Below are 25,426 nucleotides of genomic sequence, written 5' to 3' on the forward strand. Positions count from 1 at the left end.
CTCCCTGTGGCGTGTCTGGCGACGCTTTGCAGTAAATACCCTGCAACGTAAATGGCACTCACTTCGACCGGTCGCCGACATTAGCGCAGCTCCGCCGGACAGCGAGTGCGCCTGCCGGGCTGCGCCTGCGCGCAAAATACTATCTTTATCACCAGTTGCAGCGGGCCGCTGTGCAGTCCTGGGTTGGGCACAGATACATTTATCCCGCTTAATCAGCATAGCTTTCCCTAAGATTCAGGCGCCGCCGGACCCTGACAACGGGTTGAATTAAGTGGCACTTTTACGCTCTACTGATGGCCTCTACAGAAACCCGGATCGATTTGGCGGACGCAAATGAAAATTCTGGTCACCGGGGGTGCCGGCTATATCGGCAGCCATATTTGCGTGGAGCTGCTGGCTGCAGGCATGGAGCCAGTGGTGGTGGACAACCTGAGTAACAGCAACGCGACATCACTAAGACGGGTCGCGGCCATCGCCGGGCAACCGGTGGCGTTTCACCGGGTAGATATCGGGGACAGGGCGGCTTTGGGAGAGGTTTTTTCCCGCTACCCCATAGAGGCAGTGATGCATTTCGCCGGGTTCAAGGCCGTTGGCGAGTCAGTGGCGCAACCTTTGCGCTATTACTACAACAATGTTGCCGGCAGTCTCGCCCTGTTTGAAACCATGCAGGCATTCGGTGTACGGCAATTGATTTTCAGTTCTTCGGCGACGGTTTATGGGGATCCCGCCTCGGTGCCAGTGGATGAGCAATTTCCCACCGGCGCCACCAACCCCTATGGGGCCGGCAAACTGGTGGTGGAGAATATTCTGCGGGACCTATGTGCAACGCCGGACAATCCCTGGAAGGTAAGCCTGTTGCGCTACTTCAACCCCATCGGCGCCCACGAAAGCGGCGCTATAGGTGAGGATCCACGCGGCACTCCCAATAACCTCTTGCCCTACGTCGCCCAGGTGGCGGTGGGCCGGTTGCCGGAACTCCGCGTCTTTGGCGACGACTATGACACTCTGGATGGCACTGGCGTGCGGGATTACATTCACGTGGTGGACCTGGCCCGCGGCCATCTGGCGGCGCTGCGCAAACTCAGCCAACCCGGGACCCCTGCCGGCTGCTACACCTATAACCTGGGTACCGGAAGCGGAAGCTCTGTGATGCAGGTGGTGCGCGCCTTCGAGCGGGTTATCGGCCGTAAAATACCCTGCGCTATTTTGCCGCGCCGCCCCGGGGATGTCGCCGCCAGCTTCGCCGACCCTTCGGCGGCTGCGCGGGAACTGGGATGGCGGGCTGAGTATGACTTGCAGCGGATGGTGGCGGATACCTGGCGCTGGCAATCTCAGAATCCTGACGGGTATCCGACCCAATAGCCGGGCCGGGTTATTCGCCGGCGGTTGCTAACCCGGCAACTAAATAAATTACCGGGTTAATGCGACACAAAGGTGTGCCCCGCCGGGTGGAGGCCAGGACAAGCCCCTACCTCCGCGCAATTGCGCAGGTTCTCACGGGCGATAATCCAATCGATAAAGGGTCATCAACTGGATTGATCGCTTGATCACAGCGCCGCAACCAGTGCTGCCCCCTGCTCCCGCTGAGCCATACACAGGCGGATTCTCTCCTCCGTCTGCGCGAGGCTGCGCTGGTATCCAGGGGCCAGGTCGCCATATTGCTCGAACAGTTGCCGCAATTCCTCCAATGCCTGGCGGTCGCAGAAGCTGCGGGCGAAGGCGGGGGCCTGCCGACGCCACTGCACGGGGATCTTGTTGAGAACCGCGGGGAAATTGTCTCTCAGCCACCGCCAGTGCTGTTGTCGCAGTGTGGGCTCCGCCATCGCCCGGGCAATCAATCCAAAGGTCTCCCTCGCGCCCACGGTATCGCCGAGTGCCAGCTGGTGGATTGTGTCCAGCTGCGCAGGTTTGTCAGCAGCGCCGATGGCATTGGCACTGGCGTTGTCAAAGCGCGGGTCATCCAGTTGGCTGCGCATCCTGAGCAGATGCGGCAGAAACTCCTGACCGGCATCCTGCACCGCGACGCTGAGGGCCGCCTGGTAAAGATCCGAATCGAGCGCCGAAGGCTCGCGGTCGCGTTGAAAGCCGGTAAAGGCGGCCGCTTTTTCGGTCAACTGCCGGCGCGCTGCCCGATCCTCTGCACTGAGTGCCATAAAACTCAGCAGTTCGCTGTACAGCAATTTATCCTCGTTGTCTTCACTACCGGCGGTTCTGTCCAGCACCGGCTGGTAAAGCGCACTGGCGAACTGGCGAAAGGCGGCTGCGGAAGCGCCGCTGACATAGTTGCTGCGGTACTTGTGCAAATAGGTTAGCGGCGCCACAACCACCTGGCGCTTGTCGCTGGCGGCGGACTTTCGCACCACATCCAGCAGGGTGTCCTCTGCCAGGCTGCCAGCTTCAAAAGCGGCAAAAGCGCTGTCGATGACCGATAGTGTCTCGGCCGGGGTCAACTCGGAAAAGTGATCCAGCAGTGCCCGCCACTGCGGAGCCGCCAAATTCCAGCGGTAGTAACCACTGCCATCGGCGTTGGGAAGCAACCAACTGGGGCACTGCCCGCTTTTGAGTGCAACCATCTGCTTCGGTTCGGTCAGCATCAGGCACTGAGTGCCGGCCTCGCTGCGTAGACACAGCGGAATACTCCACTGCACAGGGGCGTCGCCAATAGGAGAGCCCAGCGGTTTGTAGCGGGCCTGACTGATTGCCACTACGGCCTCCTCCCGGTTGCAGTCCAGTGCCAACTCCAGTTGCGGTACCCCTTTTTGCTCCACGAAACTGCGAAAAGTCTCGGTCAGTTCCGGGGTATTGGTCTCCTCACCGATGACGCTATAGAAATCCGGCGATGCGGCCACCCCATCGGCAAAGGCTTCGATGTAACGCCCCAGGGCGGGACGAAAGCGCGGCGCACCAAAATACTGGTCGACCATGCCGATGACCCCCAGGCTTTTGGCATAGGTGATCGCGTCATAGGCATTGCGAATCTGGTTATTATCTTCGATTGGCTCGCGGATGGCGCGGGTACTGGCGAGCGAATCCAGTTGCATGGCGCCGATAGCCCGCACCCTTGCATTCAGGTCGTGACCGCCTTGCGGCTCAAACAGCGTCAGCGCCAGTGGCGTGCCCCAGGTGGCAAAACCCTCCTTGAGCCACAGATCGTCCCACCAGGGCGGCGTGACCAGGTTGCCAAACCACATATGGGCAATCTCGTGGGCGTGAACTCCCAGCAGTGCCAGGCGCGCCCCGGGGGCGGGCTCCTGCCCCTCTACCAGTATCCGCTGTTCGCGATAGGTAATCGCAGCGGACAGCTCTGTGGCACCGCTGGGCCACTGGGGTGCAGCGACGATATCCAGTTTTTCGAAGGGGTAGGGGCGCCGCAGTTGGGATTCGAAAATCTCCACCATGCGCGGCGTTATGTCGAGGATATAGTTCAAGTCCGCACCCCGGCCCCGGCGGGCATATCCAGTCAGTGGAATTGGTTCCTGACGGAACTCACTGGCGGGTATGGCCGGCCGTTCGACCCTGTCAAAAGGACCCACCGACAGGGAGAGCAGGTAAGTGGACATGGGACGCGTGGTGGCAAAGGTGATCTTTTCAAGCCCGTTCCCAATGGACTCCCGCTTGATCTCGCGGCCGTTGCTGATGGCCGCATAGCCCTCGGGCACGGTGAGACCGATAGCAAACGGCGCCTTGAGTCCCGGCTCATCGAATCCCGGCAGATACCGGCGCGCCTGAATGGATTCCGACTTTGCCAGGGCGTAGGCGTCGCCCTGCTCCTCTACCTTGAACAGGCCCGCCAGATTGCGATCGAAGTCCCCTTCATAGTCCATTCGCAGCTTGAACCTTCCCGCGGGCAGTGTCTCCGCAAAGCTCACCTCGGCAACACCGCTGTCCAGTACTTGTTCATATTTTCCGGTGATCCGGCGGCCATCGGCAACGGTTGCGACGACGCTATTTACGCGCAGGTCTTTGCCATGCAGCCAGATCTGCTGTGCCGGATCATCCAGCTGAATATCGATTGCCACACTGCCGGAAAAGTCGTCGCGACACGGGTCGAGCAAAAGATCCAGGTGATAGAACAGGGGGGTCACCCCGGCGGGCAGCCGGCCCGGGGGCGCCGCAGCATCGGCAGTGGCGGCAGGTGCGGGGCCATTGCCGGTATTTTCAGCCGGGCCGCAGGCGGTCAGCATGGGCACAAGAATCGCCAGCAGGAAGAGCAGAGGATGATTGGTCATAGTGGATCGTCGCGTGGCAAAAGGCTTATTGTAACGGTTGTTGCCGCCCTTTTACCGCCGGCTCGGGTCTATATACCGACGGATATCCTAAGGAACCTCTGATTAAGTCAGTGCAATCTCAGGCTTTGCGTCGAGTTCGCCAGTTAGGCGCAGTTGCGCAGGAATGCTGGCTACCTTTGTAGGGGCTGCAACGCAGCGGGCGGACTCGACGCAAAGCCCCGCAGGGCGGGCCTGTGGCGCCACTTGGACTTTGTTGCTGCGCTCATCAAGGACAACCAGCCTTGACCTTCGCGCAGCGCCTTGCCAAGCGGTGCCACAGGCTCCGCTGAGACAGTACTGACTTAATCAGAGGCTCCCTAACGGAATCATCCACCCGCTCCCCTTTGTGCCCATAAGGTCAGCCTTGGGATGACCAATCAGTCATAAAATGTCGCGACAGTCACGTAAAACCGCTTTGAAACCCCATCCCAATAGAAAACGAAATTCACTGGATGGAATTGCGCTGGGGAAATTTCAATGCGGAAATTATTCGGCGAAAGGCCGGATATGTGTCAACAGGATTCTCCCAGGTCTCCATACACGGCCTCTAGCTGTTCTTTTTTTGTACAGCAAAACCCTGTAGTGTGGCGTCTGATTTATTCCTCTATGGAGGGTCAGCGGTCGCTGACGCAGTGGTAAAACTATGCTCGCTCGCACACTCGCCCTATTGGTTTCGTTGTTCAGTTTCTCGCTGTCTGCTGTGGCAGCATCCCACAATCCCGGCCGGGATAGCTGGCACCAGATCGACAGTGCCAATTTCCGCGTTGTTACCAATGGCGATGCGGCCAGGGTAAGAGTCCTTGTTCAGGACCTGGAACGCTACCGGACTGTCGCCCTGCAGTTACTGGGTGCCAACGGCGACGGACAGAAGCTGACAATCTATGCCACCGCTGACCGCGACAGTTACGCCAGTCTGGTGGGGGATGAACTGGCCGACGTTACCAATGGCCTGTTCGACACCACCGCCCAGGGTAGCTATGCCCTTGTGAACCTGGAGAGCGATGAGGGCGGTTCGCAGCAGCGTGCGCGGGAGTTTCTATTTCACGAATACACACATTTTCTCAGCTATCACCGCAATACCACCTACTACCCCTACTGGTACAGTGAAGGTTTCGCGGAATTCATGTCCACCATGACCTTCCCCGCACCGGGTCGCTATCAACTGGGCGCAGTCCCGTCGGAGCGCGCCGCGACCCTCTACTATATGGCCCCTATGCCGCTGGAGCGGCTGTTAACCGCCACTATCTACAACACCTCCAATGACGACAAGGCGCGCCTGTACGCCAGCGGCTGGATGCTGGCCCACTGGCTGATCATGGAAAGTGGCAAGACGGAAGAATTCAAAGACTATGTGCGCGGCTACAACCGCGGAGCAGATCCGGTCAAAACACTGGAGACTGCCCTGGGAGTAAAGCTGGCCGATGTGAAGCAGCGCTACAAGCAATTGTTCGAACACGGCAATTTCGCCATGGTAACCGGCGATATCCCAGCAGGTTTCCGCGAGGCGCAGCCGCAGGTGCAGCTGCTTTCCCAGCAGAGCGCCGTTACCGAGATAGCCGGCTTTCTGGTGATGTCCGGTTACAACGTCGGTGGCTTGGACGACTTGTTGCACTATGCGCACAAGAAGGGTATCTACAGCCATCAACTGACTGCTGTTCAGGCCGACGCCGAAACCCGTCTCGGCAACTTTGACCAGGCGCAGCGGCTGTTGGAGACTATTCCGCCCCAGCAGCGCAAACAATTTTGGTATCAGGGCGTAGACGCCTGGCTCGAACTCACCCGTCAGATACACACACCGGAAAAATCACGCGATCGCGAGTCGCTGAAACGAGCGCGGGATGAGTTCGTCTATCTGGTCAACAATGACTCCGACAACGCATCCCACTGGTATGGCCTTGCGCTGGCAATGGATATGCTGGGTTATCCCCGGGACAAATACGTAGAGATGCTGGAGCAGGCTTATTTTCGCGCACCGCGACAAATTTACATCGCCGAGTGGCTGGCACGGGAACTTTACGAAAAGAAAGACGCCGAGTATTTTACCACCGTTGCACAACCTTTATTGCTGGAGCTGAACGACGAGGAATCCCACCGGCAGATCAAAGCCATGCTGGCAGAGATGCGGGCGCAGCAGGGTCATCGACAGGAAGCTAAAGCATCTGCCCGACTGATACACAAACAAGTGAAAAGCACCGGCAGCTAGGGCGACAATCCAATCGGTGGGGAGCCACGATTGGATTGTCGGATTAGGGCCTGTTCACACTAACTGAGTTGGCCCTAGCAGCCGCATTTTAATCTGCGCTGGCATGGGCCAGGAGCTGGCCCATATCGACACAGCGCTGGTTGTCGTAGCGGCGGTTCTTGAGGGATTTCTCCATCAACGGATTGAGTTGCTCGCCACCTTCCAGAATAGCCGTCAGCTGTTGCACACCCGCCTCACTACAGTTGAGAGGAAACAGATCGGTAAAGGTGCCGATATATTCCGGGCTGGCGGTGGCATTGACGGCGCCAATAGCGGAGATGATCTGCTCGGCATTGTCATCGTACAGTGTGACCTGGGAAGCGGGGAACAAATTGTCGGCTGCATACCTCAGCTGACTCAGCTTGAAATCCTCACGGTGCTCCAGGATATTCTGCAGCCATTTGGCCTTGGCTTCCGGCAGAGGGCGCACGGCCTCCGAGGCAATTGCCTTCAGCTGCGCGCGGTCGGAATTATCCCGGGCCAGCTCGCGATCTATCGCCTGCTGGTAGTCGGAATACAGGTGTGCATTCTGCAGATAAATCAGGTCCCAGCGCCGGTCCGGGTCCAGCGTTAAACCGTCCAGCTTTCGCTCGCCCAACAGCAGGTCCCGGGCGTTGGCCAGTGCCCCGTCGCTTTTCGCTACGTCGGTGAAGGTACCAAACCAGGTTTTCTGGGCGTCGCTGCCCGCCTCGGATTGCTGCAATTGCTGCCAGACGAAGGTTTCAATCGCCAGCTGTAGTTCCTCGCGGCGGCTCTCGTTCATGTCCACCTGATTCAGGTATCTGAAGGTGGAACCCAGATGGCGGGCTACCAGGCGGATAACATTGATATCGCGCTCTGTACCAGCGTTTTCCAGCACAAAATGCAGGTACTGATTCAGCGGCAGTTTCCCATCGTAAAAGCTGTCGTACAGGTTCTGCCACAGCATCAGGCGGGTGAACGGCTTTTCAATATCGTTGATGTGCCGTTTCATATTGTCCACCGAAGTGGAGTCCAGATTTACTTTCACAAACGCCCAGTCGCCCTCGTTGGGATTGAGAATCTGCGGGCAATCGAGACCTTTGGCGGCAGCGACGTCAGTGCTGGCACCGCTATACATCACCGGCAGTATCTCCTTCAACACCATACTCCCGCCCTCCAGGTTGTAGAAGCCGAGTTGAGTGCGCTGCTCGCGCAGGGTCGGATACTCTTCCGGCCCCGTCTGGGTCAGGGTGAGGCCGGCCACCTTGCCGTTGTCACACTGGAACTGTGCGCTCAAGGTGTTCAGGCCCGGCTGGTACAACCACTGCTGCTGCCACTGCTGTAAATCCTTATCGGCAGCCTTGCCCAGGTGGCCCATAAAATCATCCAGTGTGGAATTTCTGTAGGACAGGTCCTTCAGATAATTGCTCACCCCCAGGCGAAATTTCTCCTCCCCCAGGTAATAAGGCAGCTGCTTGAGAATGGAACCACCCTTGCCATAGGTGATACCGTCGAAGTTGGCAAACGCTTCGTCGGTATTGTGCACCGGCAGTTGAATCGCGTGGGTGGTGGGCAACTGATCGGCCCGGTAGGCCCACTGCTTGGTACCCAGGTAGAAGTTTTCCCAGGCATTTTTGAACTCGCTGTTTCTGGCCAGCGACAGGTTGGCCATATAGGTGGCAAAGCTCTCATTCAGCCACAGGTCATCCCACCAGTTCATAGTGACCAGATCGCCGAACCACATATGGGCCATCTCGTGGGCGATAACATTGGCTAGGCGCATACGCTGGGCCTCGGTTTTCTCCCCGCGGGACACATAGGCCTCGTTAAAGGTTACCGCGGCCACATTTTCCATGGCGCCGGCGTTGAAGTCAGGCACAATCACCTGGTCGTACTTGACGAACGGATAATCGATGTCGAAATAGGGCTGAAAGAATTCGAACGACTGCTTGGTAAATTTAAACCAGTCCTCCGGCTTCACATACTCCGCGAGCGTCCGGCGGGCCATCAGGCGTAGCGGAATACCGTCCGCCTCGTCTTCCCAGACCCTGAAGGGCCCCGCGTGCAGGGAAAAAATGTAGGAGGAAAACTTGGCCGATTGGGGAAACTGCCAGAGCTTCTTGTCACCCTTTTCCTCCACTTTCTCCTCGCGCACAGAAGTGATGATGGTCCAGTCTTTCGGCGCCGTCACATCCAGGGTGTAGTGCGCTTTCAGGTTGGGCTGGTCAAAGTGCGGAAACAGGCGGTTGGCATCGTAGGGCTCGAAGTCGGTATACATATAGACATTGCCATCCTCCGGATCCCTAAACCGGTGCAGTCCGGAACCGTCAGTGGAATAGGGATGCTGATAGCGGATGGCAATGGCGTTCTCCCCTGCCCGCAGGTACTCCGGTGCGATGCTGATAAAATAATCGTTGTAAGTGAAGGGCACTTCCCTATCGTTCACGCGGACCGAGTCCACGCTGCCACCGCTGAAATCAACGGTAAGGGGCTGGGTCGGCTTGCCGTTTAACCTGGTATCCGCGATCACCTGGCCGGAAAAGTGATCCCGCTCTGCATCCAGGGTGACCGACAGCCGGTAGTCCACGGACGCCACCTGCTGTTTGCGCAGCTTGGCGTAGTCCTCGGACAGGCCGGGTACCTGCGCGCGAACGACTGTTTCCTGGCCAGCGCCCGGCGCGACCAATTCCTGGTCTGCATCCTGGCCGCAAGCCACGAGAATCGCGCTGCACAGCAGCACCGCAGTAAATTTCCCGTTTCTGTTCATATCCCCCCCAAGCGAATTGCTTATTAGACCCATGAAATTTTAGTGGCAGACGTGTTGCCGGCCCGGCAGCGCATAGTGCCCGGCCCGCAAACCGCCACTTATAACACGTTTGCCGTCTGGGGTAAGGGCATTTATCCCGGCATTGCGGCCGGTTGCCGCCCTTGAGCAGCGGTGTTCATTACAGCGAAAGGGCGAAATGGTGACTGGTGATCGCGAAGCCCTCGCGCAGATAGAAGCGGTGCGCAGCAAAGCGCTCCACCCCGGAATCCAGGTGCAATTGTTCGCAGCCCTGCTCTCTGCCGAAGGCTTTCAGCCAGTCGATAAGGGCTTTGCCGGCGCCGCCTGAACGACAGTCTGCGCTGGTGACCAGGTCGTCCACATAGATGTGTTTCCCCCAGGCCAGCTTGCGGGCGACAACGAAACCGGCAACAGCTATTACCCGATTATTCCGTGTCGCGATAGCGAGCTGGTAACCGGCGCTCATCTGCTGTCTGATCCGTATCAGTATCTGCTCCCGGGTCAGAAAACTGCGCAGTTGCAGCAATACATCGGCCGCCGCCTCCAGTTCCCCATCGCTGGCGACCAGGCCGACCTGCAAAGTATCAACGCAAAGTGAGTCCATGGCTGCTAAGAATCTCCTCAATCAATGCGCGCCAAGTGCTGTCCGGCCGCCAGATGGCGGCCAGTAGTGGCCCGGCATCACTGTCCGGCAGGGCGCGGTAAATACGGTTGTACAAATAAACGAAGGCGGATACGCGCATATTCAGCGCGCAGTGCAGCCAGACCGGCCTGTTTTGGTAGTGGGCCATTACTGCCGCAAACAGCTCAAAGTGCTGTGGGGTTGGCCGGTCGAAAGGTACCGGGATATGGACATAGCCCATACCCAGGCTGGTAACTATATCCCCCTCATTGGGCAGGGCGCCCTCGGAGCTGCTCATGGCCAGGTTGACCACCGCCTGATATCCCTGTTCGGCGATATCGCCGAAATCATTTTCTTCCGGCTGTCCCGAGGTGGCGATCATCTCCGAAACCGGTAAAAAATTACTGATACGGAAATCCACGCGCCCTCCCATACATCGTTATTAACGCTTGCTCTGCAGCGTTTATAACACGCGACGCCAAGCCCATCACATCAGTTGCTGGGAAAGGAGAACTGGGCACCCTCGCGCACGCCGCTGGACGGCCAGCGCTGGGTGATGGTCTTGCGGTTGGTGTAGAAGCGCACACCGTCCGGGCCATAAGCGGACAGGCAGCCAAACAGAGAGCGCTTCCAGCCGCCAAAACTGTGGTAGGACACAGGCACCGGCAAGGGCACATTGATGCCGACCATGCCCACCCGTATATTGTCGCTGAAGTAGCGCGCTGCCTCACCGTCGCGGGTGAAGATACAGGTCCCGTTGCCGTACTCATGCCTGTCGATCATCTGCATGGCCTCAGCCATGCTGTCGACGCGCACCACCAGCAGCACCGGGCCGAAAATCTCCTCTTCGTAACAGGTCATGCCGGGCTTCACATTGTCGATCAGGGTACCGCCGACGAAGAAACCTTTTTCACCACCCGGCAATTTGGGGTTGCGGCCATCCACCACAATGGTGGCACCCTGCTCGGCGGCGCTGGCGATATAGCCGTTCACCTTATCTCTGTGCGCCGCGGTGATCAGTGGACCAAAGTCATTGCTGCTGTCCGTGTAGGCGCCCACTTTCAGCTTGCGCATTTCGCCGCACATTTTCTCAATCAGCGCATCAGCGACCCCGTCGCCGACACACACCGCCACCGAGAGCGCCATGCAGCGCTCACCGGAAGAACCGAAGGCGGCGCCGGTCAGCGCCGCCACGGCATTGTCCATATCCGCATCGGGCAGAAGGATGGCGTGATTCTTTGCCCCACCCAGAGCCTGGCAGCGCTTACCATGGGCGCTGGCCGTTGTGTAGACATGGGCCGCTATAGGCGTAGAGCCGACGAAACTCACCGCTTCCACATCCACCGCGGTCAGCAGGGTATCCACCGCCACCTTGTCGCCGTTCACAACATTCAACACACCGTCCGGCAGTCCCGCCTCCTGCATCAGCTGCGCCAGGTACAGGGCCACGGACGGGTTGCGTTCGGACGGCTTCAACACAAAGGTATTGCCGCAAACAATCGCCAGCGGAAACATCCACAGCGGCACCATGGCGGGAAAATTGAAAGGCGTGATTCCCGCCACAACCCCCAGCGGTTGCATTTCGCTCCAGGAGTCGATGTTGGGACCCACGTTGCGGCTGTGCTCGCCCTTCAAAAGTTGTGGACCGCAGCAGGCGTATTCGACATTCTCGATCCCACGGGTCAGTTCACCCATGGCGTCGTGAGAAATCTTGCCGTGCTCCTCACCAATCATCGCGCAGATCTGCCCGGCGTTCTCCTCCAGCAGTTGCTTGAAGCGAAACATGACCCTGGCGCGCCTGGCAGGGGGCGTGCTGCGCCAGGCGGGGAAGGCGGCCCGGGCGGCGGCAATAGCTTCCTCTACCGTTTCCTCGCTGGCGATGGCCACCTGCCTGATGACCTCTCCGGTAGCCGGGTTGAACAGGTCCTGAGTGCGCTCGGCGGCTTCGCTGAGTTGGCCGTTGATATGGTGTCCCACAATCTTCATGGTCGGATCTCTCCGTTCTTTAAACTGATAAAAACTGATTGAAAATTTCTTGTGCAGCTTTTCCCCGCACTCCCCCGGGCGCACCGGCAGTGCCGAGGGACTCAGCCGGTGGCGACATCCGCAATGGTGTCAGCCAGTGCGCTCACCAGCGTATCTATCTCTTCCGGTTGCGTCACGAAGGGCACGCCCAACTGCACCGTGTCACCGCCGTAGCGCACGTAAAAACCCCTGTCCCACATTTTCATGGCGATCTGAAACGGGCGCAGCAGCGGCTCGCCCGGTGCCGCCTCGATGGTCAGGCCGGCCGCCAGGCCGCAGTTGCGGATATCGGCGACCAGGGGGGCGCCCCGCAGCTGGTGTACGCATTCCTCCAGCACCACCGCTAGTTGTGCGGCGCGGGCGAAGAGGTTTTCCCGCTGCAGAATATCCAGCGTGGCCAGTGCCGCCGCACAGGCCACTGGATGTGCCGAATAGGTATAGCCGTGGGGCAATTCCAGTAAATACTCGCGACCGCCCTGCTCCATAAAGGTGTCATAGATCTCCCGCCTGGCGACCACCGCCCCCATGGGCACGGCGCCGTTGGTCAGCTGCTTGGCGGTGTTGAGGATGTCCGGTGTCACCCCGAAAGCCTCGGCACCGGTAGCCGCGCCCATACGGCCAAAGGCAGTGATCACCTCATCGAAGATCAACAGTATCCCCTGCTCATCGCAGATTTCGCGCAGGCGTTGCAGATAGCCCCTGGGTGGCGGCAGCACACCGGCGGAGCCGGCCATGGGTTCCACAATCACAGCGGCGATATTGGAAGCATCGTGCAGGGCCACCAGCTCCAGCAGCTCCTCCGCCAGGTGTGCCCCCTCTTCCGGCATGCCTTTGCTGAAACGGTTTTCCGGCAGCTGGGTATGGGCCAGGTGATCTGCCTCCACGGCATTGCCGTAGAGCGCGCGGTTGGCGGCAATACCACCGACGCTGATGCCCCCGAAATTGACCCCGTGGTAACCCTTGATGCGGCCGATCAGTTTGGTCTTGGTGGGCATGCCCCGCTTGCGCCAGTAGGCGCGGGCGATCTTTAGTGAAGTCTCCGCCGACTCGGAGCCGGAACCGGTGAAGAAAACACGGTCCAGCCCCTCCGGCATAAACTGGGTGATGCGCTCAGCCAGCTCAAATGCCCCGGGGTGGCCAACCTGGAATGCCGGTGCGTAATCCAGGCTTCGCAGCTGTTGGCCCACCGCTTCGGCGATCTCGATACGGTTGTGACCGGCGCCGCAGGTCCAAAGACCGGACAGGCCATCGAAGATGCGGCGGCCGTCGGCACTGGTGTAGTAGCACCCCTCGGCCGCGGTAACGATGCGCGGATCCCTCTTGAACTGCCGGTTGCCCGTATAGGCCATCCAGTGGGCGTCCAGTTGTGCCTGGGTGAGCCCGGCGAACTTGTCGTTCATTCCCATTCCCCTTCAGATTTGCCCGGAGAACCCGGGTTTGCGCTGAAAGAAAGCACTTTAGGTCAGCATTAAAGTTGCATAAACTGCAGTTTATCGATCTTTAGTTTCATAAAGCCACAACTTACCTATACCGGATACCTGGGGCTGGAGCCGGTGGGAGTGATTCAACGATGGGGCGCAAACAAGCCGCACTGCTTGGCCAGCTGAGCGATATCGACCTGCGCCTGCTCAAGGTCTTCCGGGCGGTGGCGGAAGCCGGCGGCTTCTCCGCCGCCGAGCTGGAACTGAATGTGGGCCGCTCCACCATCAGCCGGCATATCAAGGATCTGGAAGTACGCCTTGGCGTGACCCTGTGCCAGCGCGGCCGCGGCGGATTCTCCCTCACTGACGAAGGGCGGCAGATTTACGCGGCGACACTGCAGTTGCTGGCGGCGCTGGACAGCTTCCGCGGCCGGGTGGCGGATGTGCACCGGCGCATGACCGGGCATATCGCCATCGCCCTGTTCGACAAGACCGCCACCAACCCGGCCGCGCGCATCGGCGAGGCATTGCGCAGATTCGACGATTTGGCACCGGAAGTGAGCCTGGATATCCATATCGAGCCTATCAACGAGATTGAGCGCGGGGTGATGGAAGGCCGCTTTGCGCTGGGGGTGATCCCCGCCCACCGCACCTCACCCAGCCTGGACTACCGGCACCTCTTCTACGAGCAGATGTATCTCTACTGTGGTCACCGCCACCCGCTGTTTGGCAGCAGCGCAATTACCCACGATCAGGTCCGCCGCTGCAAGTATGCCGGCCTCGGCTACCACTCGCCGAATATGGAGGTGGGCAATCGCCTGGGGCTGGAACGGGATATCACCGTCAACGACCAGGAGGCCATAGTCCACTGCCTGCAGTCGGGCCGCTATCTGGGTTATCTGCCGGACCACTACGCCCAAGCCTTTGTGAACAAGGGGGAGATCCGCCCGGTGAGCCCACAGGAATACCACTACCAGTGTGACTTTGTCGCCATCCAGCGGTTATCGCCAAAGCCGTCCCGCATAGTGGCGGCGCTTTGGGATTGCCTGGCAGCGGCACACGGATAGAGGGGTCCTCCTGCTTTTGCCCCTACCCTCTCAACCACTTGGATGGACTCAAGCCATGCCCGCGATCAACGCCTTGACCGACGGCAGCAGACGGCGGCTGACCAGCGGCCGCCAGTCGACCCCATCCAGCTCCACCCGGTAGTGGACGCCATCCCGGTGCAAACCGAGAATAAAGTCCACCGCCACCAGGGCGTTGCGGTGCACCCGCAGCAGCCGCCGGCCGAACTCCGTTTCCAGCTCTTTCAGCGATTCACTCAGGATCGTTTCGCCTCCCGGGTGGTGGGCGACCACATATTTACTGTCGGCGACGAAACAGCGGATTTGCGCCACATCCAATAACTCCACCCGCCGGCGGCTGACCACCTGGATTCGGCTGCGCCCACAAGGGCCCTCTCGGGTCGGCTCCACCAGGCGCCGCTGGGGCCGGTTAAGCTGTTGCACCCTGTCTATGGTGGCGCACAACTGTTCCCCGGACACAGGCTTCAGCAGGTAGCCGGCCGCGGCCGTGGCAAAGGCCGGCAGGGCGAACTGGTCGTGGGCAGTGCAGAAGACAATCGCCGGGGGCGGATCGAATTTAGAAAGCCGGTGCGCCAGATCCAGGCCGCTGTCTCCCGGCATCTCTATGTCCAGCAGGATAAGGTCCGGGGCCAGCGACACTGCCAGCGCCATGGCCTCCCGTGCATCCGCCGCCTCCCCCAGCAGCCGGCACTGCGACACTGACTGCAGCTGGCGGATCAGGCGCGCCCGGGCCAGTGGTTCGTCGTCGACAACCAAAACACCCAGTGGCATCACAATTCTGCCTCCGCGGTTTTCTCCACCGCGCCCATATCCCCGGGGAACAGCAGTTCCACCCGATAGCGGTTGTCGTCGACCAGAGCGCTAAACCGAAAGCGGTTGCCGTAATGCGCCGCCAGACGGTGGCGGATATTCTCGGTGGCGATGCCGTTGGCCTCCGGCCGTTGCGGCCGGGCAACCCCGGCGGGTGGGATCGGATTTTCAACCCTGAGCCGCAGCCGCCCACCGTCGCGGGATATCGTGACCGAGATCTCTCCTCCCTCGTGCAGACGCGCCACACCGTGCAGCACAGCGTTCTCCAACAGTGGCTGCAGCATCATGGACGGCATTCGCAGGCCGTCGAAGTCGCCGTCCAAGCGCCAGCTTTGTCGCAGCCGGGCGCCGAGGCGCAGGGACTCGATTTGCAGATATCGCCTGGCCAATGCCACCTCTTGCTGGACCGGCACCAGACCCGCGTCTGCCAGACTGGCGCGAAACAGCGACGACAGATCTTCCACCAGTCGCTCGGCCCGCTGCGGGTCGACGGCGATCAGGCTGGCGAGGCTGTTCATGCTGTTAAACAGAAAGTGTGGGCGAATGCGCGACTGCAACGCATTGATGCGCGCCTCCAGCTCCGCGCGCTGTTGATTGTGCAGCAGCTGTTGCAGATAGGCGTAGCGCAGTACCACCCCGGCACAGATTGCCCCCAGCAGTACATTGGCTGCCAGACTCCAGTTGTCGAAGGGTTGGCGGCTGATACTCGCCCGCCACCACTCCTGGGCCGACAGTACCGTCACCAGTACCAGCAGCGTCACCGCAAAACTCAACCCGCCCGCCGCCTTGTGGGGCAATCGCGCCAGCAGTGGGCGCAGTTGGCACAGCAACGCCGCCCCAGGCAGGACCACCCACTGTACCGTGAGCGACACGGCCCCCAGGCGCTGCCAGCTGAAGTCCCGCAGCCCCCCCATCGCCAGCACCAGCACCAGGGCCAGCAGTTCCCCGGTCAATACCAGCACCGCCAGGGCGGACACACTGCAGAGATCCGGCAGAAACTGGGCCGGTACAGTTTTTTTGCCGGGACCGCCACCATCGCCGACCCGCTGCTTTATAATGCCCGCCGACCGAGCGGGTTCCGGGTACGTCATACCGCGTCCAGTCTTAATTTGGTTTGTTATCTGTTTTAACCGGCCCTCGAAAGCTGTCTGCGACAATACCGCCATCCATCGCCCTTATCCACCCTGCAACCGGGAAGCACAGTATGAGTAACGACGATTCCTCCAGTGCCAAACCCGCCCCCAAACTGTGGGGCGGCCGCTTTACCGAGGCCACCGATGCGTTCGTAGAGCGCTTCACCGCTTCAGTGACTTTCGACCAGCGCATGGCGCTGGAGGATATACAGGGCTCACTGGCACACGCGCGGATGCTGTCCGAAGTGGGCGTGCTCACCACCGATGAATACCAGCGCATAGCTGCCGGCCTGCATGACATCGCAGGGGAAATCGCCGCCGGCGACTTCCCCTGGGAGCTGGCACTGGAAGATCTGCATATGAATATCGAGGCGCGACTCACGGAGCGCATCGGAGCCACCGGCAAGAAACTGCACACAGGGCGTTCCCGCAACGATCAGGTGGCCACCGACATACGCTTGTGGCTGCGCGGGCGCATCGACGAAATTGCCGAAGAGCTGACCCGCCTGCAGAGCGGCCTGGTGGAACTGGCGCAGCGTGAGGCGGCCACCATCATGCCCGGCTTCACTCACCTGCAATCGGCACAGCCGGTAACTTTCGGCCACCACCTGCTGGCCTGGAACGAAATGCTGCAGCGGGATTACGAGCGGCTACAGGACTGTCGCAAGCGGCTCAACCGCTCGCCTCTGGGTGCCGCCGCCCTGGCCGGCACCAGCTACCCGATCAAGCGCGCCCGCACCGCGGAGCTGCTGGGTTTCGACGCGCCCACGGAAAATTCCCTGGACTCGGTCAGCGACCGGGATTTCGCCATCGAATTCTGTGCCTTTAGCGCCCTGCTGCTCACACACTTGTCCCGCGCCGGCGAGGAGCTGGTACTCTGGGCTTCGAACCAGTTCGACTTTATCGACCTGCCGGACCGCTTCTGCACCGGCTCATCGATTATGCCGCAAAAGAAAAATCCGGACGTGCCGGAGCTAGTGCGCGGCAAGACCGGACGCGTCAACGGCCACCTGATCGCACTCCTGACCCTGATGAAAAGCCAGCCGCTGGCCTACAACAAAGACAACCAGGAGGACAAGGAGCCGCTGTTCGACTCCGCCGACACGGTACTGGACTGCCTGCGCGCCTTTGCCGACATGGTGCCATCACTGCGCGCCAAAAAAGAAAATATGCTGGCCGCCGCCGCCAGGGGTTTTGCCACCGCCACAGACCTCGCCGACTACCTGGTGCGCAAGGGTATCGCCTTTCGCGATGCCCACGAAATCGTCGGCCAGTCGGTGGCCTTTGCTATCGCACAGCAAAAGGATCTGGCGGAACTCAGCCTGGCGCAGCTGCAACAGTTTTCCACCACCATAGACGAGGATGTTTTCGACGTGCTGACCCTGGAGGGGTCTGTAGCGGCGCGGGACCATATTGGCGGCACCGCCCCCAACCAGGTGCGCGCCGCCTGTGAGCGCGCCCGGACGCTGATCGCCGCCCGCTGATACAACCCGGCGGGGGTCAGGGGGCTCACTGAATATTCAGAACAACCGGCTCCCCCTGCTGTTCTGTCAGCACCCGCTGCAGCAGGGTCGGCAGGTCCTCACCCGTGGCCGTGCACTTCCAACCGGTACCGGAGGCGCAGAAGGCCAGGTGGTAGCCGCCGGACCTGGCCGCCACCCAGAGTTCGCGGTTGGCGGACTGGCGCGAGAGAATTACCTGGCTGCCATTCTCCTCCAGTGTGAGTGTGAGCACCGCATCGCTACGCTCGTAATCGATATCCCAACGGCACTCATCGATTGCATCCTCAATCGCGATCAGGGTCTGTTCGATGGCAGTGTCGAATTCGCTTTGACTCATAATTTGTTGCTTCTGTTACGGTGTACTGTGCGGCGTCCGGTAGACCGCTATACTAGCAGGCTTTTCCACCCACCAAGCTGCGGGACTACGCCGATGCCACACCCAGTCTCTTCCGCTCTAGCCGTGATACTTGTCACCGCCGCGCTCAGCGCCTGCGGACAGAAAGGTCCCCTCTATCTGCCCCAGGACGCCGCCGTACCGGCGCAGCCGGCCGGCAGCTCGCCATCGCCGGGAGCCCCCGCAGCGAGCGCGCCCCAACCCGGCGGGGAACAGCAGCCGACCCAGGACGAAACCGATCCGGAGGATACCCGACAAAACGCCGAAGACCGCGAGCCAGTGATAGAAAAATGAGTGAGTTTCACTATAACCACGGCAGTCTGTGGGCCGAACAGGTGCCATTGGAAGAGATTGCCACCCGGTACGGCACCCCCACCTACGTGTACAGCCGCGCACACTTCGAAGCCCGCTATCGGGCCTATGCGGACGCCCTTGGCGACCATCCGGGCCTCGTTTGCTATGCCGTCAAGGCCAACAGCAACCTGGGCATATTATCGCTGCTGGCTCAGCTGGGAGCCGGCTTCGACATAGTTTCCGGCGGCGAGCTGGAGCGCGTGCTGATGGCCGGTGGCGATCCCGCGCGGGTGGTGTTTTCCGGTGTTGGCAAAACAGCGGCGGAAATGCGCCGCGGACTGGAGGTCGGGGTACACTGCTTCAACGTCGAGTCCCGAGCGGAGCTGGAAAGGCTGGAAACTGTCGCCGCCGAGGCCGGTGTGCGTGCCCCTGTCTCGCTGCGGGTCAATCCGGATGTGGACGCCGGAACCCACCCCTATATCTCCACCGGTCTGAAGGAAAACAAATTTGGTATCGCCATCGCCGGTGCCATCGACGTCTACCGGCTGGCCGCTGCTTCTGAGCACCTCGATGTGATCGGTGTCGACTGTCATATCGGCTCGCAACTGACCGAACTCTCCCCCTTCCTGGACGCTCTGGAGCGACTGCTGGCACTGATTGACCAGCTGGCAGAAGAAGGCATTGTATTGCGCCATCTGGATCTGGGCGGCGGGCTGGGCGTGCGCTACCGCAATGAGGAGCCACCTCTGGAGAGCGACTATCTGGCCGCGGTCAAGAAACGTCTCGGCAGCCGTGAGCTGGCGCTGATCATCGAACCGGGCCGCTCCATCGCCGCCAACGGCGGACTCCTGTTGACCCGGGTCGAGTACCTCAAGCGCACCGAGGAACACGACTTCGCCATCGTCGATGCGGCCATGAATGATAATCTGCGCCCGGCCCTGTATCAGGCCTGGCAGAATATCGTCCCGGTATGCCCGGGCAATGGAGAGGAGGCATCCTGGGACATTGTCGGACCCGTGTGCGAAACCGGCGACTTCCTCGGCAAGCGCCGCGAACTGGCGCTGGAGACGGGACAACTGCTGGCGGTGCTGTCCGCCGGCGCCTATGGATTTACCATGAGTTCAAACTACAATTCCCGTCCCCGCGCAGCGGAAATCCTGGTGGACGGCGATCGCTTTTATCAGGTGCGCGCGCGGGAGACACTGGCGGACCTGGTGCGCGGGGAGAGCGCAGCACCGGAAAAAACCTGACAGCAAACCGGGGCCTGCTCGCACTCACTCAGCTGGCCCTGTTGTGATACAAGAAGTGCCAATCGAGACAAGGGGAAAGAAATTTGGTTGCTACAAACAAGCGTTGGCTAATAAACAGTGACGCTTTTTCGGCTAGACCCCAGGAAACCCCATGCGCCTGAAATTCAGCAAGATGCACGGCCTCGGCAATGACTTCGTATTACTCGACGGCATCAGCCAGCGCATCAATTTATCGCGCGATAAGATCCGCCGCCTGGCCGACCGCCGTGCCGGTATCGGTTGTGACCAGGTGCTGGTGGTGGAGGCGCCGCGCAACCCGGATGCGGATTTCCGCTATCGCATCTATAACGCCGATGGCGGTGAAGTGGAAAACTGCGGCAATGGCGCGCGCTGTTTTGCGCGCTTCGTGCGCGAGCGGCGCCTGACCGGCAAAGACCGGCTGGGCGTGGAAACCGCCGCGGGCCTGCTGCACCTCACCCTCCTGGATGACAACAGTGTCAGCGTCAACATGGGCGCGCCTGTTCTGGAGCCGGCCGATATCCCCTTCGCGGCCGAGCATCGCGCCGACACCTACCCCCTGGAAGTGGACGGAGAGGTGTTCACCATCGGTGCCATATCCATGGGTAACCCCCACGCGGTACTGCTGGTCGACGACGTGGAAAAGGCACCGGTCGAAACCCTGGGCCCCAAAATAGAGCGGCATACGCATTTTCCCCAACGCGTAAACGTGGGTTTTTTGCAGATTGAATCCCCTGACCAAGTGCGCCTGCGCGTATTCGAGCGGGGTGTTGGCGAAACCCGCGCCTGCGGTACCGGCGCCTGCGCGGCCGTGGTGTTCGCGCGCCTGTGCGATCTGGTGGACGAAGAGGTCAAGGTCCGCCTGCCCGGCGGTGCCCTGACAATTCACTGGAGCGGACCCGGCCAGGCGGTTACCATGGCGGGGCCCGCAACCACCGTGTACCACGGGCATATCAATCTCTGATCAAGGGCGACAGCACTGCGGCAATGACAGAACAAAGCGACGCCACCCAAAACCGGGATACCCTCACCCCAGACGACGGCAGCGAAAGCCAGCGCGACAAGAAATTGCTGGCGCGGCGGGTGGCTCGCTACCTGGCGCAGAACCCGGAGTTTTTCGCAGAACATATGGAATTGCTGGAAACCATCCAGTTGCCGCGGGAAAACGGCAAAACTGTATCGCTGATGACCCACCAGACCAATCTGCTGCGCGAACGCAATATCGAGATGCGCCAGCGTCTCGACCAGTTGCTGCACCATGCGCGGGAGAATGATCAGCTATTTCTGCATATTCGCCATCTGGTGTTGCAACTGTTGGAAGCCGACAGTGTGGCCTCAGCGGGAGAGGCGCTTTACCGGAGCTTTCGCCAGGATTTCGGCGTGGAGACCGTTGCCCTCACAATCTTTACCCCCCTGCCGGCGGGGCACGGCCCCATCGGCGAGGTAGTCTCCAGCTCGCGCACCACCGCCGAGAGTGCCATCGGCTCCATACTACGCAACGGGCGCACCGTCTGCGGCGTACTGCGCCCGACGGAAACGGAGTTCCTGTTTGCCAGAGATGCCGACTGGATCGCCTCAGCCGCAGTGGTGCCCCTGGCCAACCAGCTGGGCGTCCTGGCGGTGGGATCGAAGGATCCACAACACTACCGCAGCAGCCTCGGCACCCTGTTTCTCACCTATATTGGAGAGGTGTTGGAGCGACTGCTGCCACAGCTGCTGACCCCGGCGTCCCGCTAAAACTGTCCCCACACCGCCCAGTCCACGGATCTTGTGATTACCCTGTCGCCGTTGAAGCCCTGTGGGATTACCCGCGGCAACCACACAGCGAGCCGGGGAGCAGCTATCCGACCGCAGTAAGGTGGTTATCGCTGCTCCACTGCGAGTCTCAAATCGGGCGGCTACCGTATTTTGGCTGGGGTTTGCGGGGCGGATCGGCGGTCACATCCGGGTCGATTTCGCGGATGGCGCCACCACTGGCAAGGAATTGTTCCACATCCTCACTCAACCTGTGTCGGGCCCGCTTGCGGGAAGTGACGCTGCGCTCTTCAGCCGAATCATCGCCACCTTTGTTGTTGCGTGGGTTACTGCTCTGATCATCATTACCATCTTTCATCACTGATACCTTGTCACTACCGCTCCCGCCTTTGGGGAGGTACCTCAATGCCACGCGCCGTCTGTGCAATGGAGTTGCACTGTGTCACCCCGCGCGGCGAATAATATATAGGCGGATTCAGCCGGTAGCGCCAGCGACTCGCCGCGTCTGGCGTAGAGCTTTTTTCATTGATTGCCGCGACGCTTATCGCGCTTGGTTATGCCTGCGGAGGCCACTGCCCATAGACGGAGAAAACAACTCCATCAGTCGCAGCTGTGGTGGGAAAGATTATTCCGAAATGAAAAAACCCCGGACGGGGCTTTGGGAGATTTGGCGTGTCAATACACGCCCGGCCAGTCAGCCTAACAGTGCCGTGTCTACACCGCCTCGCTACCGGTTTCTCCGGTGCGAATTCGAATCACCTCCTCCAGTGCAGTGATAAAGATTTTCCCGTCACCGATCTTGCCGGTTTGTGCCGCCTTGGTGATCGCCTCCACCGCACTGTCCACCATGCTGTCGTCAACTGCCAGCTCCAGTTTTACCTTGGGCAGAAAGTCCACCACATACTCGGCGCCCCGGTAGAGCTCGGTGTGTCCCTTCTGGCGGCCAAAGCCCTTCACTTCCGTCACCGTCATCCCCTGCACACCCACCTCCGAGAGTGCAGTGCGCACATCGTCCAGCTTGAAAGGTTTTACTACCGCAGTAATCAATTTCATTGCGTATCTTTCCCCTGCTCCGGGCTCTCGATTGCGAACCCCGTTGGTTTTGCCGCACCCGGCGACGCCCTTGTCGCCAATGGAGGATTTGTCCGACCTGGCCGGCCAGCGCACTGCCCCAGGCGGACTACTTGCCCATAAACTCCGGATAAGCTTCCATTCCACACTCCAGCAAGTCAACACCTTCTTGCTCCTCGTCCTCACCAACCCGGATACCTGTGACGGTTTTGAGCAGCAGCCACACCACCCAGGAAGCGGCGAATACCCAGCCAAAAATAGTAGCGGCGCCGATTAACTGGGCGGCAAACGAAGCGCTGTCATTGGTAACAGGTACCAGCATCAGCCCCAGCAGGCCAACCACCCCATGCACCGAGATGGCACCCACCGGGTCGTCGATTTTGCGCTTGTCCAGCGCGACAATGGAAAGCACCACCAGCACACCGCCCAAGGCTCCGAACAGGGTCGCCTGTACCGGGGTCGGGGTAGCCGGCTCGGCAGTGATCGCCACCAGCCCGGCCAGGGCACCATTCAATAACATGGTCAGGTCCGCCTTACCGAACAGGATGCGCGCAGTAAGCAGCGCGGCTACGGCGCCACCGCAGGCAGCGGCATTGGTGTTGAGAAATACCGTGGCGACGGAATGAGCGCTGGAGGCATCGCCCAGCTTCAGCACGGATCCGCCATTGAAGCCAAACCACCCCATCCACAGAATAAAAGTGCCCAGAGTGGCCAGCGGCAAATTGGCGCCGGGGATCGCATAGACCTCCCCGTTGCGGCCGTACTTGCCGTTGCGGGCACCCAGCAGCAGCACCCCGGCCAGGGCAGCGGCAGCGCCGGCCATATGCACAATGCCGGAGCCGGCAAAATCCGAGAAACCCAGCTCGCCGAGATTGTAGAGACCAAATACATCCCGGTCTCCCCAGGTCCAGGAACCCTCCAGCGGATAGATAAAACCAGTCAGGACCACGGCGAAGGCCAGGAAGCTCCACAGTTTCATACGTTCCGCCACCGCTCCGGACACTATGGACATAGCGGTCGCCACAAATACCGTCTGAAAAAAGAAATCGGCAGCACCCGAGTAAACCGAATCCCCGGAAAAACCGTTGTTGGCGGACTCCGTCAGCACCTCTTCAATATCAAAAATTTCGATACCGGCCAGCAGCCAGCCACCACCGTACATGATCGCGTATCCACTCAACAGGTACATAATGCAGGCAATGGCGAACAGAGCCACGTTTTTAGTTAAAATTTCAGTGGTGTTCTTCGAGCGCACCAGGCCAGCCTCCAGCATGGCAAAACCGGCTGCCATCCACATAACAAGTGCACCGCACACCAGGAAATAAAACGTATCAATTGCATACTGCAATTGAAAAACTTGACCTTCCATCTTTTGCTCCGTTCAGTCCCCAGAGTGGTAAAACAATTGAATTATTGTGTCGGCCCGATTGCGGGGCCGGTTGGAAAACTTAGATAGCGTCCGCACCGGTCTTGCCGGTGCGGATTCGTACCACCTGCTCCAGGGTAGTAACGAACACCTTGCCATCGCCTATCCTGCCGCTGTGTGCCCCCCGGCCCACAGCGTCCAGCACCCTGTCCAGCTGCGACTCCTGCACGGCTATCTGCAACAGGGTTTTGGGTAGGAAATCCACTACATACTCGGCGCCCCGGTAGAGTTCCGTGTGCCCTTTCTGCCGCCCAAAACCCTTTACCTCGCCCACGGTGATACCCTTGACTCCCGCCTCAGCCAAAGCATCGCGCACAGCACCGAGCTTGAAAGGTTTTATAATTGCCGTAACCAGTTTCATCCGTATTCCCCCCCCAGGTATTTGGCCTCCCCTCGATCCCCCAGCCGTCACCAGCTATAGGTGGCGCCCGCAAGGACCGATGGCTCGCACCAATCCAGTCCATAACACTCACGGTCGCTGATATCGGTTCCAGCCAGTGACGCGCTCAGGCTCAGGCCGCCGAAGGCCCGACTCAGCGTTAAGGAATAATCCACATAAGAGTCCGCCTCGAACAGGAATCCCTCCTCCTCGAACAGATTGGCCCCCAGATGGAAATCCAGGCTCAGGGCAGCAGGCAGCTCAAAGCCAAATTCGCCGTAGGCGTAGAGAAATTTGCCGGTACCGGCCCAGTAGTCATCGGAGTAGGCGGCACCCAGGGTCAGGTTGGAAATGGTGATGCTGCCGTAGATCTCCTGGTAATCCTCGTCCCGGTCGCTGCCGTGATAGGCGTAGTAGATATAACCCAGGTCGTAGCCCACACCCGTGCTGAATTCACCGGTGTAACCACCGTAAAAATCCTGCTCATAGTCGGTCTCATCGCCGCCCCAGGCGAAATCCACCTGGGACGCCCAGGTACCCAGGTAAAAGCCGTTTTCCAGCTCCAGGTCGGCACCGCCCTGAATGGCTGCACCGCCATCGGTCTGCGATACACCACGGAACTTGTAATCCGTCACCAGCCCCAGGTTGGCGCTGACGGAAATACCGCTTTCGGCAGCGGTTGCAGTGGCGGATACCCCTGTAGTCAGGATCGCTGCCGCCAGTGCAACAGCGGCTTTTTTTATCGTGTGTGCCACTTTGGTTCTCCTCCATCTCTGAGATTGCGGTAACTTTTTTACGTTTACAGCCGGCTTCAGCTCGGGGGTCGGCCACGGGCATATCGCCCTAGGGCCTGTTAACACTAATTAGCCGGTCAGCGATCAATGAAAAGTTGATGAAGAACTTAAAAACGACATCCAACTTATCAAATCGACTAAATATTCTTCGGAAACCTTTCAAGCGGCGAAACAGACGCTCTACTTCATTT

22 protein-coding genes are annotated in these 25,426 nt (G+C 60.0%); 8 read left to right on the forward strand and 14 right to left on the reverse strand.

What is annotated here, in order from left to right:
• Nucleotides 1-333: 333 nt before the first annotated feature.
• Entirely contained in the window at nucleotides 334-1,362 is a 1,029-nt protein-coding gene (gene galE / locus AB1S50_RS12105; RefSeq protein WP_367150990.1) for a UDP-glucose 4-epimerase GalE, read from the forward strand.
• Between the two features lie 185 nt (nucleotides 1,363-1,547).
• Here the strand turns inward: galE and AB1S50_RS12110 are convergent, their stop codons facing one another.
• A complete protein-coding gene (locus AB1S50_RS12110) occupies nucleotides 1,548-4,229 on the reverse strand; it encodes a M1 family metallopeptidase (RefSeq protein WP_367150991.1) in 2,682 nt (893 codons plus the stop codon).
• A 682-nt stretch (nucleotides 4,230-4,911) separates the two neighbouring features.
• Between AB1S50_RS12110 and AB1S50_RS12115 the strand changes: the two genes are divergently transcribed.
• Nucleotides 4,912-6,471, forward strand: coding sequence for a hypothetical protein (locus AB1S50_RS12115; RefSeq protein WP_367150992.1), 1,560 nt, complete (start codon nucleotides 4,912-4,914; stop codon nucleotides 6,469-6,471).
• An 88-nt stretch (nucleotides 6,472-6,559) separates the two neighbouring features.
• Here AB1S50_RS12115 and pepN read toward each other — a convergent pair whose 3' ends face one another.
• The 5 genes from pepN to AB1S50_RS12140 all read right to left on the reverse strand — a co-directional run bounded on the left by pepN (nucleotide 6,560) and on the right by AB1S50_RS12140 (nucleotide 13,303).
• Nucleotides 6,560-9,238 carry an aminopeptidase N gene (gene pepN, locus AB1S50_RS12120; protein ID WP_367150993.1) on the reverse strand — a complete coding sequence of 893 codons (2,679 nt, stop codon included), beginning with the start codon at nucleotides 9,236-9,238 and terminating at the stop codon, nucleotides 6,560-6,562.
• 178 nt (nucleotides 9,239-9,416) lie between these two features.
• A complete protein-coding gene (locus tag AB1S50_RS12125; protein WP_367150994.1) occupies nucleotides 9,417-9,860 on the reverse strand; it encodes a GNAT family N-acetyltransferase in 444 nt (147 codons plus the stop codon).
• Nucleotides 9,841-10,299: a protein tyrosine phosphatase family protein gene (locus tag AB1S50_RS12130; protein WP_367150996.1), complete on the reverse strand. Its 459-nt coding sequence runs from the start codon at nucleotides 10,297-10,299 to the stop codon at nucleotides 9,841-9,843. Before AB1S50_RS12130 ends, AB1S50_RS12125 begins: the two co-directional genes overlap by 20 nt.
• A gap of 71 nt (nucleotides 10,300-10,370) precedes the next feature.
• Nucleotides 10,371-11,864 (reverse strand): CoA-acylating methylmalonate-semialdehyde dehydrogenase, encoded by a 1,494-nt coding sequence (locus AB1S50_RS12135; RefSeq protein WP_367150998.1) that lies wholly within the window; start codon nucleotides 11,862-11,864, stop codon nucleotides 10,371-10,373.
• A gap of 101 nt (nucleotides 11,865-11,965) precedes the next feature.
• Nucleotides 11,966-13,303, reverse strand: a complete 1,338-nt coding sequence (locus AB1S50_RS12140; protein WP_367151000.1) for an aspartate aminotransferase family protein — start codon at nucleotides 13,301-13,303, stop codon at nucleotides 11,966-11,968.
• A gap of 170 nt (nucleotides 13,304-13,473) precedes the next feature.
• Between AB1S50_RS12140 and AB1S50_RS12145 the strand changes: the two genes are divergently transcribed.
• On the forward strand, nucleotides 13,474-14,391 hold the full coding sequence (locus AB1S50_RS12145) for a LysR family transcriptional regulator (protein ID WP_367151001.1): 918 nt from the start codon (nucleotides 13,474-13,476) through the stop codon (nucleotides 14,389-14,391).
• A 48-nt stretch (nucleotides 14,392-14,439) separates the two neighbouring features.
• On the opposite strand, the gene AB1S50_RS12150 is transcribed toward AB1S50_RS12145, so the two are convergent.
• Both AB1S50_RS12150 and AB1S50_RS12155 read right to left on the reverse strand, forming a co-directional pair.
• A complete protein-coding gene (locus AB1S50_RS12150; protein WP_367151018.1) occupies nucleotides 14,440-15,180 on the reverse strand; it encodes a LytR/AlgR family response regulator transcription factor in 741 nt (246 codons plus the stop codon).
• Complete coding sequence (locus AB1S50_RS12155) at nucleotides 15,180-16,310, reverse strand: sensor histidine kinase (RefSeq protein ID WP_367151003.1); 1,131 nt, start codon at nucleotides 16,308-16,310, stop codon at nucleotides 15,180-15,182. Before AB1S50_RS12155 ends, AB1S50_RS12150 begins: the two co-directional genes overlap by 1 nt.
• A 113-nt stretch (nucleotides 16,311-16,423) precedes the next feature.
• On the opposite strand from AB1S50_RS12155, the gene argH reads away from it, so the two are divergent.
• Complete coding sequence (gene argH / locus AB1S50_RS12160; RefSeq protein WP_367151004.1) at nucleotides 16,424-17,836, forward strand: argininosuccinate lyase; 1,413 nt, start codon at nucleotides 16,424-16,426, stop codon at nucleotides 17,834-17,836.
• A 25-nt stretch (nucleotides 17,837-17,861) separates the two neighbouring features.
• Here the strand turns inward: argH and cyaY are convergent, their stop codons facing one another.
• Nucleotides 17,862-18,191, reverse strand: a complete 330-nt coding sequence (gene cyaY, locus AB1S50_RS12165) for an iron donor protein CyaY (RefSeq protein WP_367151005.1) — start codon at nucleotides 18,189-18,191, stop codon at nucleotides 17,862-17,864.
• A 93-nt stretch (nucleotides 18,192-18,284) separates the two neighbouring features.
• Here cyaY and lptM point away from each other — a divergent pair, with 93 nt between their 5' ends.
• The 4 genes from lptM (at nucleotide 18,285) to AB1S50_RS12185 (ending at nucleotide 21,547) form a co-directional block, all read left to right on the forward strand.
• Nucleotides 18,285-18,542, forward strand: a complete 258-nt coding sequence (gene lptM / locus AB1S50_RS12170; RefSeq protein ID WP_367151006.1) for an LPS translocon maturation chaperone LptM — start codon at nucleotides 18,285-18,287, stop codon at nucleotides 18,540-18,542.
• Nucleotides 18,539-19,792 carry a diaminopimelate decarboxylase gene (lysA, locus tag AB1S50_RS12175; RefSeq protein WP_367151007.1) on the forward strand — a complete coding sequence of 418 codons (1,254 nt, stop codon included), beginning with the start codon at nucleotides 18,539-18,541 and terminating at the stop codon, nucleotides 19,790-19,792. The genes lptM and lysA overlap by 4 nt, the downstream gene beginning before the upstream one ends.
• A gap of 151 nt (nucleotides 19,793-19,943) precedes the next feature.
• Nucleotides 19,944-20,774, forward strand: a complete 831-nt coding sequence (gene dapF, locus AB1S50_RS12180) for a diaminopimelate epimerase (protein WP_367151009.1) — start codon at nucleotides 19,944-19,946, stop codon at nucleotides 20,772-20,774.
• A 23-nt stretch (nucleotides 20,775-20,797) separates the two neighbouring features.
• Entirely contained in the window at nucleotides 20,798-21,547 is a 750-nt protein-coding gene (locus AB1S50_RS12185; RefSeq protein ID WP_367151011.1) for a DUF484 family protein, read from the forward strand.
• Between the two features lie 148 nt (nucleotides 21,548-21,695).
• Here the strand turns inward: AB1S50_RS12185 and AB1S50_RS12190 are convergent, their stop codons facing one another.
• From AB1S50_RS12190 to AB1S50_RS12210, 5 genes are all read right to left on the reverse strand, one after another.
• On the reverse strand, nucleotides 21,696-21,923 hold the full coding sequence (locus AB1S50_RS12190; RefSeq protein ID WP_367151012.1) for a hypothetical protein: 228 nt from the start codon (nucleotides 21,921-21,923) through the stop codon (nucleotides 21,696-21,698).
• A 356-nt stretch (nucleotides 21,924-22,279) separates the two neighbouring features.
• Nucleotides 22,280-22,618 (reverse strand): P-II family nitrogen regulator, encoded by a 339-nt coding sequence (locus AB1S50_RS12195; RefSeq protein WP_043319767.1) that lies wholly within the window; start codon nucleotides 22,616-22,618, stop codon nucleotides 22,280-22,282.
• Nucleotides 22,619-22,745: 127 nt separating this feature from the next.
• A complete protein-coding gene (locus AB1S50_RS12200; protein ID WP_367151013.1) occupies nucleotides 22,746-24,005 on the reverse strand; it encodes an ammonium transporter in 1,260 nt (419 codons plus the stop codon).
• A gap of 79 nt (nucleotides 24,006-24,084) precedes the next feature.
• Nucleotides 24,085-24,423 (reverse strand): P-II family nitrogen regulator, encoded by a 339-nt coding sequence (locus AB1S50_RS12205; protein ID WP_367151015.1) that lies wholly within the window; start codon nucleotides 24,421-24,423, stop codon nucleotides 24,085-24,087.
• 47 nt (nucleotides 24,424-24,470) lie between these two features.
• Nucleotides 24,471-25,196 carry a TorF family putative porin gene (locus AB1S50_RS12210; RefSeq protein ID WP_367151017.1) on the reverse strand — a complete coding sequence of 242 codons (726 nt, stop codon included), beginning with the start codon at nucleotides 25,194-25,196 and terminating at the stop codon, nucleotides 24,471-24,473.
• Nucleotides 25,197-25,426: the final 230 nt, after the last annotated feature.

It is taken from the genome of Microbulbifer discodermiae (genome assembly GCF_040742695.1).
Taxonomy (GTDB): domain Bacteria; phylum Pseudomonadota; class Gammaproteobacteria; order Pseudomonadales; family Cellvibrionaceae; genus Microbulbifer.

Bases quoted from the DNA above. Each gene is read 5' to 3' on its own strand.
- AB1S50_RS12115 (WP_367150992.1), top strand. From the start codon at position 4,912: ATGCTCGCTCGCACACTCGCCCTATTGGTTTCGTTGTTCAGTTTCTCG.
- AB1S50_RS12155 (WP_367151003.1), bottom strand. From the start codon at position 16,310: ATGACGTACCCGGAACCCGCTCGGTCGGCGGGCATTATAAAGCAGCGG.
- AB1S50_RS12140 (WP_367151000.1), bottom strand. From the start codon at position 13,303: ATGAACGACAAGTTCGCCGGGCTCACCCAGGCACAACTGGACGCCCAC.
- galE (WP_367150990.1), top strand. From the start codon at position 334: ATGAAAATTCTGGTCACCGGGGGTGCCGGCTATATCGGCAGCCATATT.
- AB1S50_RS12205 (WP_367151015.1), bottom strand. From the start codon at position 24,423: ATGAAACTGGTTACGGCAATTATAAAACCTTTCAAGCTCGGTGCTGTG.
- AB1S50_RS12145 (WP_367151001.1), top strand. From the start codon at position 13,474: ATGGGGCGCAAACAAGCCGCACTGCTTGGCCAGCTGAGCGATATCGAC.
- argH (WP_367151004.1), top strand. From the start codon at position 16,424: ATGAGTAACGACGATTCCTCCAGTGCCAAACCCGCCCCCAAACTGTGG.
- AB1S50_RS12150 (WP_367151018.1), bottom strand. From the start codon at position 15,180: ATGCCACTGGGTGTTTTGGTTGTCGACGACGAACCACTGGCCCGGGCG.
- AB1S50_RS12135 (WP_367150998.1), bottom strand. From the start codon at position 11,864: ATGAAGATTGTGGGACACCATATCAACGGCCAACTCAGCGAAGCCGCC.
- AB1S50_RS12190 (WP_367151012.1), bottom strand. From the start codon at position 21,923: ATGAAAGATGGTAATGATGATCAGAGCAGTAACCCACGCAACAACAAA.
- AB1S50_RS12185 (WP_367151011.1), top strand. From the start codon at position 20,798: ATGACAGAACAAAGCGACGCCACCCAAAACCGGGATACCCTCACCCCA.
- AB1S50_RS12125 (WP_367150994.1), bottom strand. From the start codon at position 9,860: ATGGACTCACTTTGCGTTGATACTTTGCAGGTCGGCCTGGTCGCCAGC.
- AB1S50_RS12200 (WP_367151013.1), bottom strand. From the start codon at position 24,005: ATGGAAGGTCAAGTTTTTCAATTGCAGTATGCAATTGATACGTTTTAT.
- cyaY (WP_367151005.1), bottom strand. From the start codon at position 18,191: ATGAGTCAAAGCGAATTCGACACTGCCATCGAACAGACCCTGATCGCG.
- pepN (WP_367150993.1), bottom strand. From the start codon at position 9,238: ATGAACAGAAACGGGAAATTTACTGCGGTGCTGCTGTGCAGCGCGATT.
- AB1S50_RS12195 (WP_043319767.1), bottom strand. From the start codon at position 22,618: ATGAAATTGATTACTGCGGTAGTAAAACCTTTCAAGCTGGACGATGTG.
- AB1S50_RS12110 (WP_367150991.1), bottom strand. From the start codon at position 4,229: ATGACCAATCATCCTCTGCTCTTCCTGCTGGCGATTCTTGTGCCCATG.
- lptM (WP_367151006.1), top strand. From the start codon at position 18,285: ATGCCACACCCAGTCTCTTCCGCTCTAGCCGTGATACTTGTCACCGCC.
- lysA (WP_367151007.1), top strand. From the start codon at position 18,539: ATGAGTGAGTTTCACTATAACCACGGCAGTCTGTGGGCCGAACAGGTG.
- dapF (WP_367151009.1), top strand. From the start codon at position 19,944: ATGCGCCTGAAATTCAGCAAGATGCACGGCCTCGGCAATGACTTCGTA.